Annotated in this window: 16 protein-coding genes; 11 read left to right on the top strand and 5 right to left on the bottom strand. The window is 62.0% G+C overall.

Annotated elements, in window-relative coordinates; translation table 11 throughout:
- Positions 1-73 precede the first annotated feature (73 nt).
- From dcm to E5720_RS11205, 6 genes are read left to right on the top strand one after another with little or no spacing between them, the layout of a single operon-like run.
- A complete protein-coding gene (dcm, locus tag E5720_RS11230) occupies positions 74-1,222 on the top strand; it encodes a DNA (cytosine-5-)-methyltransferase (protein ID WP_136172611.1) in 1,149 nt (382 codons plus the stop codon).
- Positions 1,219-2,058, top strand: coding sequence for a hypothetical protein (locus tag E5720_RS11225; RefSeq protein WP_136170726.1), 840 nt, complete (start codon positions 1,219-1,221; stop codon positions 2,056-2,058). Before dcm ends, E5720_RS11225 begins: the two co-directional genes overlap by 4 nt.
- A 5-nt stretch (positions 2,059-2,063) precedes the next feature.
- Positions 2,064-2,498 (top strand): very short patch repair endonuclease, encoded by a 435-nt coding sequence (locus E5720_RS11220; RefSeq protein WP_136170725.1) that lies wholly within the window; start codon positions 2,064-2,066, stop codon positions 2,496-2,498.
- Between the two features lie 10 nt (positions 2,499-2,508).
- Positions 2,509-3,171 (top strand): DUF998 domain-containing protein, encoded by a 663-nt coding sequence (locus E5720_RS11215; RefSeq protein WP_136170724.1) that lies wholly within the window; start codon positions 2,509-2,511, stop codon positions 3,169-3,171.
- 55 nt (positions 3,172-3,226) lie between these two features.
- Positions 3,227-3,451 (top strand): hypothetical protein, encoded by a 225-nt coding sequence (locus E5720_RS11210; protein ID WP_136170723.1) that lies wholly within the window; start codon positions 3,227-3,229, stop codon positions 3,449-3,451.
- Between the two features lie 10 nt (positions 3,452-3,461).
- Positions 3,462-3,953, top strand: a complete 492-nt coding sequence (locus E5720_RS11205) for a GAF domain-containing protein (RefSeq protein ID WP_136170722.1) — start codon at positions 3,462-3,464, stop codon at positions 3,951-3,953.
- On the opposite strand, the gene E5720_RS11200 is transcribed toward E5720_RS11205, so the two are convergent.
- Positions 3,936-5,618 carry a dihydroxyacetone kinase family protein gene (locus E5720_RS11200; protein ID WP_136172610.1) on the bottom strand — a complete coding sequence of 561 codons (1,683 nt, stop codon included), beginning with the start codon at positions 5,616-5,618 and terminating at the stop codon, positions 3,936-3,938. The two genes, E5720_RS11205 and E5720_RS11200, sit on opposite strands and share 18 nt — an antisense overlap.
- A gap of 85 nt (positions 5,619-5,703) precedes the next feature.
- Complete coding sequence (locus E5720_RS11195; protein ID WP_136170721.1) at positions 5,704-7,671, bottom strand: AarF/UbiB family protein; 1,968 nt, start codon at positions 7,669-7,671, stop codon at positions 5,704-5,706.
- A gap of 146 nt (positions 7,672-7,817) precedes the next feature.
- Between E5720_RS11195 and E5720_RS11190 the strand changes: the two genes are divergently transcribed.
- The 3 genes from E5720_RS11190 to E5720_RS11180 all read left to right on the top strand — a co-directional run bounded on the left by E5720_RS11190 (position 7,818) and on the right by E5720_RS11180 (position 10,051).
- A complete protein-coding gene (locus tag E5720_RS11190) occupies positions 7,818-8,174 on the top strand; it encodes a hypothetical protein (RefSeq protein ID WP_136170720.1) in 357 nt (118 codons plus the stop codon).
- An 86-nt stretch (positions 8,175-8,260) separates the two neighbouring features.
- Positions 8,261-9,160, top strand: coding sequence for an oxidoreductase (locus tag E5720_RS11185; RefSeq protein WP_136170719.1), 900 nt, complete (start codon positions 8,261-8,263; stop codon positions 9,158-9,160).
- Positions 9,161-9,238: 78 nt separating this feature from the next.
- Positions 9,239-10,051 (top strand): maleylpyruvate isomerase family mycothiol-dependent enzyme, encoded by an 813-nt coding sequence (locus tag E5720_RS11180; protein ID WP_168708334.1) that lies wholly within the window; start codon positions 9,239-9,241, stop codon positions 10,049-10,051.
- Between the two features lie 12 nt (positions 10,052-10,063).
- Here the strand turns inward: E5720_RS11180 and E5720_RS11175 are convergent, their stop codons facing one another.
- Positions 10,064-10,591: a TetR family transcriptional regulator gene (locus E5720_RS11175; protein ID WP_136170717.1), complete on the bottom strand. Its 528-nt coding sequence runs from the start codon at positions 10,589-10,591 to the stop codon at positions 10,064-10,066.
- 32 nt (positions 10,592-10,623) lie between these two features.
- Here E5720_RS11175 and zapE point away from each other — a divergent pair, with 32 nt between their 5' ends.
- Entirely contained in the window at positions 10,624-11,505 is an 882-nt protein-coding gene (gene zapE / locus E5720_RS11170; protein WP_136170716.1) for a cell division protein ZapE, read from the top strand.
- Between the two features lie 199 nt (positions 11,506-11,704).
- Here the strand turns inward: zapE and E5720_RS21690 are convergent, their stop codons facing one another.
- Positions 11,705-12,136: a hypothetical protein gene (locus E5720_RS21690; protein WP_168708251.1), complete on the bottom strand. Its 432-nt coding sequence runs from the start codon at positions 12,134-12,136 to the stop codon at positions 11,705-11,707.
- 705 nt (positions 12,137-12,841) lie between these two features.
- On the opposite strand from E5720_RS21690, the gene E5720_RS11160 reads away from it, so the two are divergent.
- On the top strand, positions 12,842-13,741 hold the full coding sequence (locus tag E5720_RS11160) for a PrsW family glutamic-type intramembrane protease (RefSeq protein WP_168708333.1): 900 nt from the start codon (positions 12,842-12,844) through the stop codon (positions 13,739-13,741).
- Positions 13,742-13,949: 208 nt separating this feature from the next.
- On the opposite strand, the gene E5720_RS11155 is transcribed toward E5720_RS11160, so the two are convergent.
- Complete coding sequence (locus tag E5720_RS11155; protein WP_136170714.1) at positions 13,950-14,522, bottom strand: ribonuclease H; 573 nt, start codon at positions 14,520-14,522, stop codon at positions 13,950-13,952.

The raw sequence follows: 14,522 nt of genomic DNA, 5'->3' as shown, positions 1-14,522 counted from the left end.
TCCAGTAGCCGATCAGTACCAAAAGCCGATCAGTTCCAAGCTTCACAGAAGGGTGCCCGTGAGTTCACGATCGATGGTCGGGCTGTTCGCCGGGATCGGCGGGCTCGAGTTGGGGCTTTCGGAGCAAGGTTGGTCCACCGAACTGCTGTGCGAGATCGACCCTGGCGCACAGGCCGTTCTCGGCGCTCGATTCCCCGACACTCCCGTGCACAGTGACGTGACGAAGTTGCGATCGCTGCCTTCGGGTACCGAGTTGGTCGCGGCGGGGTTCCCTTGCCAGGACCTGTCTCAGGCCGGCCTCACTGCGGGTATCACCGGGTCTCGTTCCGGGCTCGTCGACGAAGTATTTCGGCTCGTCAAACGACGCCAGGGGCCGCGTTGGCTCCTCATCGAGAACGTCCCCTTCATGCTGCAACTGAGCCGGGGCGCGGCGATGCGTCACATCACCGACGCGTTGTCCGATCTCGGTTACATGTGGGCTTACCGCGTCGTCGACGCTCGGTCGTTCGGGCTTCCGCAGCGGCGCCAGCGTGTTTTGATGCTGGCCTCGCGCACCGAAGATCCGCGAGAGGTGCTGTTCGGGCAGGACGCCGGTCCCGTGCCCGAAGGCGACCCGAGTGAGCAGCCGTGTGGTTTCTACTGGACCGAGGGCACGCGTGGGCTCGGTTGGGCCATCAATGCCGTCCCGACGCTCAAGGGCGGATCTTCGATCGGCATCGCCAGTCCACCTGCTATCCGGTTGCCGTCCGGGGAGATCGTGACACCCGGCATCATCGGCGCCGAACGTCTGCAGGGCTTCGACCCCGATTGGACGGCGCCCGCGCTGTCGCTGCCCGGGGTACGGGCCGGCCATCGGTGGAAGCTCGTCGGCAATGCGGTCAGTGTGCGGATGGCGTCGTGGGTCGCCTCGCAACTGGATCGGCCGGAGCCGCACGACGACTCCGAGGACACCCCGCTTTTACCTGGGCAGGCCTGGCCGACGGCCGCCTGGGGACGCAACGGCTCTTCGTTCCGAGTCCACCGATCCACCTGGCCGGTGCACGAGCCGTACGAGGACCTCAGCGACTTCCTCGACGACTCTCGGTTGTTGTCCGCTCGGGCCACCGCGGGCTTCCTCAAGCGCGCGAAGATGGGCAACCTTCGATTCGTTCCGGGTTTTCTCGACGACGTGGAGAGCCACCTCGACCGCATGGGCGGGCACCCCACACCTCGCGCCGCATGAGCGATCACTTGTTTCCAGACCCCCCTGCGCTGGCGCGACCATTGACGCTGGCCGGAGACAAGCCATCTCCGAGCGCAGACCGCAGCGACAAGAAGAACTACGCCCAACGCTTGTCGAACCATCTCGCGCAGACGGTGGCCGACGCATTGCGACCCCACTATCCAGGAATCACTCCCGACGCGATGGGAATGGGCCAGGAAGCGCAGGTCGACGTCGCAAAAGGCCGTAAAAGACTCGACGTCAAGGCGCTAGACCCGACGCTGGGCCTGATTCTGTGTGTGTCGATCAAGACCTACAGCTTCCAGGACTACAGCCCGAGGACCGGCAAGTTGGGGCGTTGGACCAAGAACATCGTCCGAAACGATCACGAACTGCGCGGTGAGGCAATGGTGTTGCATCAGCGTCAGCCGTACAGCGTCCTGATCGCGGTCATGTTCGAGCCGCTGTCGACGTGTGACGACGGAGATGCGGCGAAAGCGAGCGACATCGGCAAGTCCTCGTTCGCGCATCATGTGACGACGCTGTCCAAACGATCCGGCCGCGGAAAACGTCCAGTCGTCGGCGGGACCGGGAAAATGTGGGTCGATCTGGGCGCCGAGGACACGCGTTACGACCTGTTCGAGAAGGTGTTCATCGGCCTCTACGAGCCGGACGGCCCCGATCGCGGTGAGGTTCGGTTCTTCGACGTCGACGAGTCCCCACCGCGGAACGGACGTCCTTCCGACGCCCAGACATTGTCGTTCGATGAGTTCGTCGCACTTGTGCACGGTGAGGTCGAGCGCAGAAACCGATTTGCACCCAACTGGTCCGAACCCGAAGACAGCGAAGACAGCTAGTTCATATGGCCGATCGTCCCCGCACCGATGCCGCAACCAGCGCGCGTCTGAGCAAGCAGCGTCGGCGCGATACAGGCCCCGAACTGGCACTGCGTCGTGAACTCCATCGCCGTGGCCTGCGGTACTTCGTCGATCGGGCTCCGCTGAAGGGCTTACGTCGGCGCGCCGACGTCGTGTTCCCACGACGCAGAGTGGCCGTGTACGTCGACGGTTGTTTTTGGCACAGTTGCCCTGTTCACGCCACCTCGCCCCGCAACAATGCGCGGTGGTGGGCCGACAAACTTGCCGCCAATGTGGTCCGCGACCGTGATACCGATTCCCGATTGGATGCTGCGGGGTGGACCGTCGTTCGCGTATGGGAGCACGAGGCGGCCCGAGACGCAGCCGACAAGGTCACTCGGGCGCTCGACGAAGACGGCTCCGCGCCGCCGGAGAACTAGAGTGGCGGGAGTGACGCGACGGAGAGCCACCCTACTGATGGTGATTTCGATAGTCGCCGGACTGTTGTACTCGGCATGGGTGGCGGAGTTCTTCCTCGACACAGGATTGGATCCGGCGCACTCGTTTCTCAGTGAGCTCGATGCCGCCGATCAGCCTTACAAGGAATTCTTCGGCACGGCCGATCTGATCACCGGGCTGCTCCTCGTCCTCGCCGCGGTCCTGGGGTTGTGTTGGATTCGACGACATCGCCTCACGACACTCGGCTGGATCGCTCTCGGCATTTTCGGGATTGCCACGATCGCAGATTCCCAATTGCCGATCGAGTGTGTGGCCGAGAACGACCCCAGCTGCCCTGTCGAGCCGAGCGGTCTCTTTCCACAGTTGCACCACATTCATGCGCTCACCAGCACGATCGCAGTGTTTGCCGTGTTCACCGCCATGCTCGCGTTCACGATAGCGTCGTTTCGGTACCGGTCGATGCCGCTTCTGCGCACTGCCGGCACCGCAGTTCTGATCGTCACGTCGGTGGCGACTGCGTGGTTGATGATCGCCGACAACCTGCCAGGCGAGTACGGACTCGGTATCGCGCAGCGGATTCAAGTCGGGGGAATGTCGCTGTATCTCGTAGTCCTCGGCGCGAGCGTAGGCCGCGACGGGGTTCGGTGGACATGAGGGTTGTGTGCGGTTCGCCACCGAGAGTCGCTCTGAGAAGGTAGCTTTCCGGTGTATGTCGGGAAAAGATCGAGCACTGGGCATCGTCCGAAATCATTGGATATCCATCATCCTGGTGATTCTCGCGGCGGTATTCATCGCCCAGAACCGGTATAGCACCACCATCGAGCTGTTCTGGCTGCACGTCACCTCACCACTGTGGTTGATTTTGCTGGTGCTGTTCGCTGTCGGGTTCGCGGCAGGTCGCCTCAGTGCCGGGCGCAAGGTTCCGAAGAAATAGACTTCGGCCTATGTCGTTCACCCCCACCTCACTTGCCGGTACCAAGACCGAGCAGTACGCCCAATTGGTGCAGCAGGCTCTAGCTCTGGTGTCCGGGGAGTCGGATCGCATCGCCAATGCCGCCAACATTTCGGCTCTGGTCTATCACGCGCTCCCCGAGGTCAACTGGGCCGGTTTCTACCTGTACGACGGCGTCGAGTTGGTGGTCGGACCGTTTCAGGGGCAGCCTGCGTGTGTGCGCATCGCACTCGACAAAGGAGTGTGCGGGGCCGCAGCCACAACCCTTACGACACAGCGTGTCGAGGACGTCCATGCCTTCCCCGGACATATCGCCTGTGATGCTGCCACGCGATCGGAGTTAGTGGTTCCGCTCACCCGCGATGGCAAGTTGATCGGAGTCTTCGACCTCGACAGCCCCAGACCGAATCGGTTCGATGCCGACGACCAAGCCGGTCTCGAAGCACTGGCGCGCGTGTTTCTCTCCTCACTGGGCGAGCACTGACTCTGCAGCCTCCGACGCGGCCTCGAAGTACCACGCGATCACCAGCGCGCCCGGGTCGGTGACACCGCGGGCCGCCTCGCCGACATACGACGCGCGACCGCGGTTCGCGGTCAATTCGCTGGTGGATGCGGCACCTCCCGTTGCAGCCACGGCGGCGGCGTGGAGCCCGGCCACCAGGGACGTTGCTTCTTCCAACGCTGCCACGGCAGGAGCAATGGCGTCGACCATGGTCTTGTCGCCGACCTGTGCGCCGCCGAGTTCGGTGATGCTGTCCAGCCCGTGCCGTGCAGCGCGCACGATGGCGTCGAGGTCTACGGTCTCACCGAGTTCACGGTAGAACTGCCGAAACCATAACCCGAACAGTGCACCGGATGTTCCGCCCGCGTGACCAAGGTACGCCTCGGACACTGCCTCGAATACCGTTGCAGCCGGCAGTTCTTCGCGGATACTGTCGAGATCGAGCCGACGAAGCGCGGCGGCCATGTTGGTCCCGAAGTCCCCATCCCCGGCCCTCCGGTCCAGATCTGTCAATGCCGGCTCTTCATCGAGCACCCGCCGCACCCAACTCGACACCCACTTGCCAACGAATACGCTTGTCTCACTGCTCGTTACGCTAGGGGTGAAGCCCGGACCGAAGCCACCTCGTTCGCCGACGCCGCGGAACTCCGATTGCGCGGCATTGGGCCACCCGGGCGCGGATGTCGGAGCATCCCACAGTTGGAGGATCTCCTCGTCGACATGGACGAGCGTGATCGAAGCGCCTGCCATGTTCAAAGCCGTCACGAAGCTTCCGACGAGGGCGCGAGTTACAGTTATTCCCTTGTCCGACAAGCACTCTGCCAGCTCACCGAACAGTAGATGCAGTTCCAGCGGATGGGTACCGCCCAGACCGTTGACGAACGCGAGCACGGTGGCGCCGCGTTCGAGCGCGAGCGAAGCCACCACTGCGCCCGCCAACTCGGCGACGATCTCCCGCGCCGACATCGTCGGAACGCGAGAGGTTCCGCGCTCGCCGTGGATACCGATGCCCAATTCGATCTCGTCCTCGGGCAGGTCGAACGACGGTGAAGCCGAACCTGGAAGAGTGCACGGACTCAGAGCCACCGCCATGCTGCGCGAATTCGATACCACCCGTCGACCGAGCGCTGCAACCACATCGAGCGAGTCACCCCGTTGCGCCGCTGCACCACATACCTTTTCGACGACGACCGTCGCTGCAGTCCCGCGGCGACCGGGGCCGTCACCGTCGGACCGTTCGGTCGCGACGTCGTCGTCGACCAGAACGAAATCCGTTTCGATACCGTCCTCGCGCAACAACTCCCGCGCGATATGGAAGTTCATCACATCGCCGGTGTAGTTCTTGACGATGTGCAATACGCCGCCGCCTGCACTGATCGCCTTGGACGCTTCATGGACCTGCAGCGCGTTCGGCGAGCTGAACACCAGCCCCGGGCAGACTGCCGTGAGCATCCCCTCACCGATGAAGCCTGCATGCATCGGTTCGTGGCCTGATCCGCCGCCTGACAACAAGGCGACCTGGCCTTGCGGGATTCGATCGCGTCGGGATAGGAATCCTGGATCCGGGTGCCACGCAATGTCGCCGGTGGACGCCACGAGCCCGCGGATCGCATCGGCGACGAACATGTCGGCGGAGTTGACGAACATGTCGGCGGAGTTGACGAACATGTCTCCACCCTAGCCAGGCGGTCCTGGTGGAGGGTTTGGGTTGGCAACGGTGGCCCAGAATGTTCTAGCGGCGTCTTCCCGCGAACACCACATAGAGCACGCGCAAGAACAAGATCGCACTGACGAGAATCAAATTGAAGCCGAAGATCTCGTAGAGCGTGATCGACTCGGCAACCTGCGGCCCGCCAGGATTGGCCAGCAGTACGACGGCCATGATTCCGGCGACCCCGCCGAGGAACGCTAAGACGACCTGGTTGACCAGTCCCACGATCAGCTTGCGGTCGCGCGCGTCGGAGAACAATCCGAGGTTCACCTTCAGCCGTCCGGCCTCGAGCGATGACGCGACGCGGTCGAGCTGTCGGGGCATCCGGCGCAGAATGGGAAGCATCGTGATCAGCTCGTCTTTCGCAGCCTCCTGCAGCGACTGCGGAGAGAGACTGTCGGCGAAGTGCTGCGAAGCGAACGCGCGGGCCTCTGTGACCATGCTGAGTCCGGGTGAGATGGCGGAGACCGTCCCCTCCAGCGTCCCGATTGCTCGGAAGGCCCCGGCGACCTCGTTCGGCATCACGAGCGCATAGTCGGAAACCAGTCGGATCAGATCTACGAACATATCGGCGCTGGGCTCTGCGCCCGGGGACATGTAGAGCGCCAGGAACCGCCCGATGCTGCGGCGCAGAGCATCCTCGTCGAGGTTTTCGGGCCGCGCCACGAACCCGAGCAATGCATCGCACACCTGGTCGGGGTTGTTTCGTTCGATTGCGAGCATGAACTGCCCGAGACCGGCGCGCAGATGTGAGTCGATACGCCCGACGGAGCCGCAGTCGATGAACGAGACCCTCCCGTCGCCCATCAGTACGATGTTTCCAGGGTGGGGGTCCGCGTGAAAGACCCCATCGACGATTACCTGGCGCAACAGCGAGTCGAACAGGGTGTGGGCCAGGCGTTCGCGCTCGGCAGCGGTGAATCCATCGAGGGCACCGGGCGCGGCCAGAGTCTTTCCTGAAGTGAACTCCATGACCAGCACCCGGCCGGTGGAATAGTCCGGAAACGGTTTGGGAACGACAATTTCAGGCGTCGACTCGTGGGTGCTGACAACTGCCCGCAGGGAGGCCAGATTGCGAGCCTCGAACCGGAAGTCCAGTTCTTCGCGCAGCGCGTCGGCGAATCCCTCGGTCAGCGCCGAGATCCCGATGGAACGCCCCCACGATGTCGACAGATCGAGTTTGCGCGCTGTTCGGGTGGCGATCTGAAGGTCCCGTTCCACTAGCGGTCCGATACCTGGCCGTTGCACCTTCACGGCCACCTCTTCACCCGTGTGCAGGCGTGCGCGGTGGACCTGCGCGATCGACGCAGCGGCGATTGGCTCGCGGTCGATGTGCGCGAATACGTGCTCCGGGTCATGGCCCAACTCGTGGTGCAAGATTCGGGTGATGTCTTCCCAGCCGACTGGGGCGGCTCGCTGTTGCAACCGGGACAGCTCGTCGAGGTACTCGGCTGGAAGCAGATCCTTGCGGGTAGAGAGCATCTGGCCGAATTTGACGAACCCGACGCCTGCTTCTTCCATGGCACTGCGCAGTTCCCGAGCTCGAGCGTGCCGCTGCTCAGGTGTGCCTCCGAACGGCCCCCCTCGCACGCGCGCGGTACGGGGCAGGCCGTGCTTGAACGCCACTGCGATGAGTTGCGCTCCGCGCCGTGCCATGGTGATCTGCCTTCGGAACGCTCGCACCATCTGGTCTGGGCGGTCGAGGCTGCCCTGGGGGACCAGCAACTCCATGAGTACCAAGAACAGCAGTGCAACCAGGACGACAATGCCGATCTGCAGTGGGATGAAGGCCAGCCGATTCGAGGATTGTTGCCACACAACCTGAGACTCGAATCCCAACTCGGTGCCAAGGGCGACGACCGCGGCCGATATCGACCGCACCAGCCCGACCCGGAGGCCGACCAGTCGGCGAGCGACTGTCGTAATCAGCGCGACCGCCAGGATGGTGACCACACCCGCTGTCAGTACGCTCGTTGCCGTCTCGCCCACGGTGACACGCCCCTCGCTCGAACCGAATCCTCGCAGCCTAGCGGTGCCACCGGGTGTACTCGTGGAGCGCGGGCATTTCACTGCCTCGCACCTCACTTGCTCGATTTGCTGATCGTTCTGGATCCGATCACCGATAGGGTGACGGCATGGAATTCATATACAACGCCGTGGTGCTTGTGCACCTTGTCGCAATGGCCGCCATCGTGGGTGGTTATCTCACAGTGATCAAGGCACCGCGCATCACCGAGGTGATGGTGTGGGGCGCGCGGATCGCGTTCTTGGCCGGCATCGTCCTCGTCGGATTGGGCGAAAGCGTGGATTCTCTGGGCAAGGACTACAACATGGGGAAGATCGGCGTGAAGTTGCTCGTCGGCTTGGCCGTCGTCGCCTGTGCCGAGATCGCCCGCGCCCGGCAGAAGCGCTCCGAGCCAGTGGTGAACCTGGTCCATGCTGCCGGTGGACTGGCAATCGTGAATGTAATTGTGGCTGTGCTCTGGAACTAGCGGGCGGTGAATCGACCGGCACTGCGTCGACCCTGCGCCTATTTCGGTCATAGGCAGATCCGATTAGCCGAAGGTAACCTTTGCCCGTGCCAGACAACAAGCAGCGAAATGTCATTCTCACCGGCGGAAACACCGGTATCGGTTACTTCACAGCACTCGAACTGGTCAAGCAGGGCGACCACGTCACGTTGGCCTGCCGAAACCTGGACAAGGCGAACAGGGCAGCAGAGAAAATCGCCGCGGAGGCACCGGAAGGTTCTGTCCACACTGCACACCTCGATCTCGCCGACCTTGGTTCGGTCCGCGAGTTCGCCGAGTCCGCCCCGAAGAGTCTCGACGTACTGATCAACAATGCGGGCGTGATGATGCCGGCGAGAAGAGCGGGAACCAAGGATGGTTTCGAGCTCCAATTCGGAACGAACCACCTGGGACACTTCGCATTGACCGGCCATCTGCTGCCGAATCTGCGTGCAGCAGATCACGCAACGGTCGTGACCGTCTCCTCGGTTGCGCACAAGCAGGGACCGAAGTTGGACTTCGAAGACCTACAAGCCACCAAGGGCTATCAACCGCAGCGGATGTATGCCAATTCGAAGCTCGCGAATCTATTGTTCGCTCTCGAACTGCAACGCAGGCTGGACAGGGCCGGAATCCCGATCACCAGCAATGCAGCGCACCCGGGTATTTCCGAGACTGCGCTTTACACCAGCCCGGACGGTTTGGGGAGTTCGAAGATCGCCGCCCTCGCCGCTTCGATCGGGCTCAAGTTCATATCCCAGTCCGCGCGCGCAGGCGCTCTTCCCACCCTGTACGCCCTCGAGAGCGGCGGGCCGGGCTCGTACAGCGGCCCGAGCTCGTTGTTCGAATCCAGGGGTGTCCCGGGCCCTGCCAAGATTTCGTCCAAAGCTCAGGACGCGGAGCTTGCCGAAAAGCTTTGGCACGCAAGCGAAAGACTCACCGGGATCACGTACGACTTCGGGAAGTAGCTGAACGCTCGTGTGCAGCAACTACTTCCCGCATGACAGCCGGCCGACCGGACAATCTCGAACGAACGGGAGCACGCAGTGATCGACAAGGACAGCATCGTAAAGGCACTGATCGAGGAGTGGGCATCCATCGACGCGCTGGTGCGCGAACTGGACGAAAACCAGTGGGCCGCTGCCACGCCCTGCCCGGGCTGGAGCGTCCACAATGTGATCGCGCATATCGTCGGCACCGAACTCTCGCTCGCCGGGCAAACGCCTCCTGAATCCGACGTCGACGTCAGCGCACTCGCGCACGTACACAACGACATGGGCGTGCTCAACGAAAAGTGGATTCAGGCGTTCAGTCAACTGACCCCCGCCGAGTTGATCGAACGGTTCCGGACGGTCACGGGCGATCGTGCTCGGGCCCTCGAAGCAATGTCGGACGAGGACTTCGCCGCGCCGTCGTGGACCCCTGCCGGACAAGCGACGTACGGACGATTCATGCGTATCCGAGTGTTCGACTGCTGGATGCACGAGCAGGACATCCGCGACGCCATCGGGACGCCCGGCGGTATGGACAGCGTCTCCGCCGACTACTCGGTCGACGAAATCGTCCAAGGACTCGGATACATCGTCGGCAAACTAGGCAAAGCACCCGAAGGCTCGTCGGTCACCTTCGACCTGACCGGTAACCGGCCCCGCCGAGCACACGTCGACGTCACCGGGCGAGCACAGGTCGTCGAAGAACTGGCAGGCCCCGCGACGGTCACGATCGCGCTTCCGACCGGAGATTTCACCCGCCTGTGCGGTGGCCGGATCGACGCTTCCGCGGCGATCGACCGGATCGAGTTTCTCGGCGATGAGTCGCTCGGCCTGCAGATCGTCCAATCGTTGGCGTTCACCAAGTAGTTTCTGTCCGCGCTACGCCCCGGGGCCGTTGAGATACCTGGCTACCGGGGCACGTAGGGACTCGACGTCGTAACCCAGCGCTCTGTCGGAGCCCTTAATCAACGCAACAACGATGAGCCCTTCGCACAGGGCGAGAAATCCATCACCTTGCCGCACATCGCCGAACACTTCGGTTGCACGCTCGGCTGAGAACAGGCATCGAGCCAGGCGCTCGCGCGCTGCGGGATCGAGGGACGGATCGAGCGTCAGGGCATGCCGAGTTCTCAGCTGATCTCCACGTTCGGTCAGGAGATCCACCAGATATGTGACCGTCACCTCCACTGGATCGCCGGAAGCCATTTGTTCGAACGATGTACGTGATGACTCCGTGATTCGTTCGGCCACGGCATCGATCAAATCCTTTTTTGTACGGAAGTAGTACGACGTCGAACCGGAAGGCAAGTCGAGTGCCGAGTCGATCCCTCGGTGCGTCAACGCACGTACCCCTGAGTCTGCGATCAGTGAGATCGCTGCGTCAGCAATCACAGTTCGGCGGTCCATAACAAACACTCTACATATGTAGAGTCAGCTTCATGAGACCTGGAGTTCCCCGCGCCGGCTTCGACTCGTCGTTCGTACTCGACGCTGCCCAAGCCGCCGCTGCCGACGTTCTCGCCAGTGCAGACATCCGCGGCGTCTACCTCTGGGGACCCGTTGGGCGCGGAAAGACCTGGCTCCTCGACCGCTATGTCGAATCCATCACCGGTGTCGCCACGAAGCGAGTGCACTTCCACAGCTTCTTTCGTGACCTCCACGCGTCGTACTTTCGGCATGGATTCTCGCTGAAGCGGGCTTTGGACGAACTACTGGGGGACATAGCAGTGTTGTGCTTCGACGAAATGCACGTGCACGACATCGGCGACGCGAGGCTCCTGTCCCGCATGCTCGACGAACTCTTCACTCGCGGAGTCTCGTTGGTGGCGACGTCGAACTACCCGCCAGCAGGACTTTTGCCCAATCCGCTGTTCCACGAGGCGTTCCTTCCCACGATTGCGCTGCTGGAATCCCGAATGCAGGTGATCGAAGTCGATGGACCGCTCGATTATCGAGTCAATGGAATCGCCTCGACCCGATTCTCGACGGGCACGTGGTCGACGGCGGATGCGTCGTTCGGGTGGTCGTTCACCGAACTCTGTGTCGAACCCAGATCGACGGGTGACTATCTGGCGATGATCGAAGGACTCGAATCCCTGACAGTTCGCTGCATTCCGGCGCTGAAGGATACAGACGATAATGCCGTCCAGCGTTTCTGCAACCTGATCGACGTGCTGTACGACGCGGATGTTCCGACGCATTTTCACGCCACGGTGCCGCTGGCGAGCTTCACAGCGGGATGTAGCGGCCTCGACATGGCGAGGATCTCGAGCAGACTGTGCGAGCTGACTGAAGAAAGTAAGAGAGACACCCACTGCTGACGGCGGTCGGGGGCGACAGCAGCAGCGGGTGTCTCATTGTCTATTCGCCGCCGGTGGAGGGGCGGATGGGTGATCCGACGACACAGTTTCGAAGAGCGAGTTATCGGGACTCGGCGTTTTTACCGAAACGAAGCAGTGTGCCGTGGCCGCCGTCTCGAAGACTGTGGCCACGCCACGCCACGCCACGGTGGAGGCAAGTTCAATTGCCCCCGTTGTTGGGATTGGTGCAGATAGTTCCGTCGCAGTTGTCGGTGTCGCTTCCTGGCAGTCCTGGCGCGGGAGGCCCATCAGGATCGGTGTTTGCACCCTGGTCCGGATTGGTGCAAATTGTGCCCTCGCACGGAACGTAGGTATCGGATCCGTCGGGATTAGGAATGGCATTCGGGCCGACGTAGCTTCCTGCTGGGCAACCCGGGTCTTCGTTCTGTGCGCAGTAACCCGCTGACAGCTGATTGCCTGTGGATCCGTCTGCGCCCTGCACACCTGGCGCCGGAACGACCGCGGGAGCCGCCGGAGCCGCCGGAGCTTGAGGTACTGCTGGAGCCGCTGGAGCCGCCGGAGCTTGAGGTACTGCTGGAGCCGCCGACTTCGAGGGGGTGGGGGTCGAGGATGTCGCGGAGGTGGATGTCACGCTCGACGTCGAGGTGCTCGGACTACTCGCATCGTTCGAACACGAAGCGATGAATGTCGCTGCCGTAAATGCCAGGCCCAGCACAAATATTTTTTTCATGACCACTGCCTTCACTCGGGTGTCGAGGGACTTTTCAGAAAAAAGATATCCCATCCCGCGGCAAAAAATAGGGCGAAATGACCACCTATTATTCAGAGATCTTGAAGTAACGGTCATTCGTACCCCGCGCAGAGACCATCCGGTCCGCATATTCGACTGTCTCGAGCGACACATTCGATGGGGCTTCTACAATTAAAAAAGAACCAGTACCCACAACATACTTCCACTAAACCGTCTGCGACTACTTCTAGATTTTTTCTTTGCGCAAATACGACCGCCCGTTGCAGCACTTGCCCGCTATGTCATTCACCTCTTCGGCCCTGACCACGTTCGAGGGTCCATCTTGCTGCAATCCCCCGGCAGTGGGTAGCTAAATCCGTATCCTTTTCTCAAGGCGAGTTGACCGGTGCCTCGCCGCGCCGACGGGAGAGTTCGTTGAACGAGATAAATGGCCATGCCACTTCGCCGGTGAGGGTCGAAGCAGTCGCGCCCGCCTGGTATTCACCGACACGTCCCGGGGTCGCCGGCGAATGGGATGGTCGGGCTTGGACGGGAGCAACCCGCCCGGATCCTCACGCGGTCCCACCACCGGTACCAACTCGGCGCTTGTTCGGATTCCTCTCCCAAACCTGGTTCTGGCTGTTCATTCTGGGTTGGCTGATCACGGTCTGCGGCGGGATCATCGGCACCATTCAAAGCTCGGAGAACAAATGGTGGCTGGTGCTCGTCGCTTTCGGACTGATCATCAGCATTTACGGCTTCCTTCTGATATTCGAACGTCACCTGCATTTCTCGGACCTACCCAATCTGCGGTCGATCGCCATAGCCGGTGTCATCTCCGGTCTAGTCGGATTTGGCATCTCGGCAGTTGTACAGAGTTGGCTCGAGCCGCTTGCAAAAATGCCCTTGTCGGACCAGATGTGGCTTACCGGACTGGTGGAGGAGTCAGCCAAACTACTGGTTCCTTTACTGCTGTGGAAGATTGCCGGGGACCGTTTCCGTGACCCCCGCGCGGGAATGCTCATGGTGTTGATCAGCGGCGCCACGCTCGGGATCATCGAGGGAGTTTTCTACATCTTGCCTTCGGGCGAGCATGTCCATCTAGTGATGTCGGGGATCCGCCCCCTTACCGAGATCGCGCATCCCCTGTTCACGGCAATAGCGGCCGCGATAATTTGGCTGGCGGCCTATCGATCCACTCACCTGTTCACCATCGCTGGACTGGGCGGCTGGGCATTGGCCGCGGCGCTGCACTCTTTGCAAGATGGAGTCGGTGCCGGGGGATCGGATGCCCCGGTCGACTATGGCCCAATGGGCGAGGTGATCCAGACGCTCCTCTTGGGCAATGCGCTCTCGGCGCTTTATGCGGTGGGGCTGTTCTTGGTGCTGCGACACTTTGCGCGCGAGCTCACACCACCGACTGCGCTGGCCGCGAACTCAGCGCACTGGCGACCTCAAATCAAGCAGTGGGGCGTTCCCCGCAACCAGCGGTCGGATCAGAAGTAACCTCTGTGCGACAGGTTGATAAATAAGGTGAGACACCCACTACTGACGGCGGTCGGGGGCGACAGCAGCAGCGGGTGTCTCATGACTTATTCGCCGCTGGTGTGAACGTGGATGGGTCCAACCTCCAGAAGTTTCTTTTCGATGCCCCCAGCCTTGCATTCATGCTTTGTACAGCGATGAATTATTTGAGCTACGACAGCGACGATCGCTAGAAGAGCGTCGCTACTTCGTCGACCGGCTCGGCGGCCTTACTCCGGGGCTTCGCAGCACTCGGTGCAACCTTTGCAGGCGCAGCCTTCGCGGGTACAGCCTTCGCAGGCGCAGCTTTCGAGGGCGTCGCAACTGCTCCGGAAGCGGCGACGGCGCGCGCAGCTTCACCGGCCAGTGCGTCGGCGGCTTCGTTGAAATGATTCCCTACGTGTCCGCGTACCCAACGGAACCGGACCGGCCCGGTGCGCTCGGTGATCGCGACATCGATGCTTTTGATGAGTTCGATGTTGCTGACCGGGGAACCGGAGGAGGTTATCCACCCTTTGCGCTTCCAACCGGGAAGCCATTCGGATGCGCACTTGATGGCGTACTGCGAGTCCGACTCGATGGACAACGGCTCATCGCCCGGATGGGCGAGGATTGCTTCGAGGAGAGCCCGTAACTCGGCGATCTGATTGGTTCCCGACGGTTCGCCGCCGGAGTCGCTGGGACCGGTGTGATCGACCCAAGCCCACCCGATTGCGCCTCCCGGATTACGCAGACACGAGCCATCCGTACTCACAATGATCAC

This window comes from Rhodococcus sp. PAMC28707, assembly GCF_004795915.1.
GTDB lineage: Bacteria > Actinomycetota > Actinomycetes > Mycobacteriales > Mycobacteriaceae > Rhodococcoides.
This window is presented reverse-complemented; position numbering and strand designations above follow the sequence as displayed.

Bases quoted from the DNA above. Each gene is read 5' to 3' on its own strand.
- E5720_RS11200 (WP_136172610.1), bottom strand. From the start codon at position 5,618: ATGTTCGTCAACTCCGCCGACATGTTCGTCGCCGATGCGATCCGCGGG.
- E5720_RS11190 (WP_136170720.1), top strand. From the start codon at position 7,818: ATGGAATTCATATACAACGCCGTGGTGCTTGTGCACCTTGTCGCAATG.
- E5720_RS11225 (WP_136170726.1), top strand. From the start codon at position 1,219: ATGAGCGATCACTTGTTTCCAGACCCCCCTGCGCTGGCGCGACCATTG.
- E5720_RS11205 (WP_136170722.1), top strand. From the start codon at position 3,462: ATGTCGTTCACCCCCACCTCACTTGCCGGTACCAAGACCGAGCAGTAC.
- E5720_RS11175 (WP_136170717.1), bottom strand. From the start codon at position 10,591: ATGGACCGCCGAACTGTGATTGCTGACGCAGCGATCTCACTGATCGCA.
- E5720_RS11210 (WP_136170723.1), top strand. From the start codon at position 3,227: ATGTCGGGAAAAGATCGAGCACTGGGCATCGTCCGAAATCATTGGATA.
- zapE (WP_136170716.1), top strand. From the start codon at position 10,624: ATGAGACCTGGAGTTCCCCGCGCCGGCTTCGACTCGTCGTTCGTACTC.
- dcm (WP_136172611.1), top strand. From the start codon at position 74: ATGGTCGGGCTGTTCGCCGGGATCGGCGGGCTCGAGTTGGGGCTTTCG.
- E5720_RS11220 (WP_136170725.1), top strand. From the start codon at position 2,064: ATGGCCGATCGTCCCCGCACCGATGCCGCAACCAGCGCGCGTCTGAGC.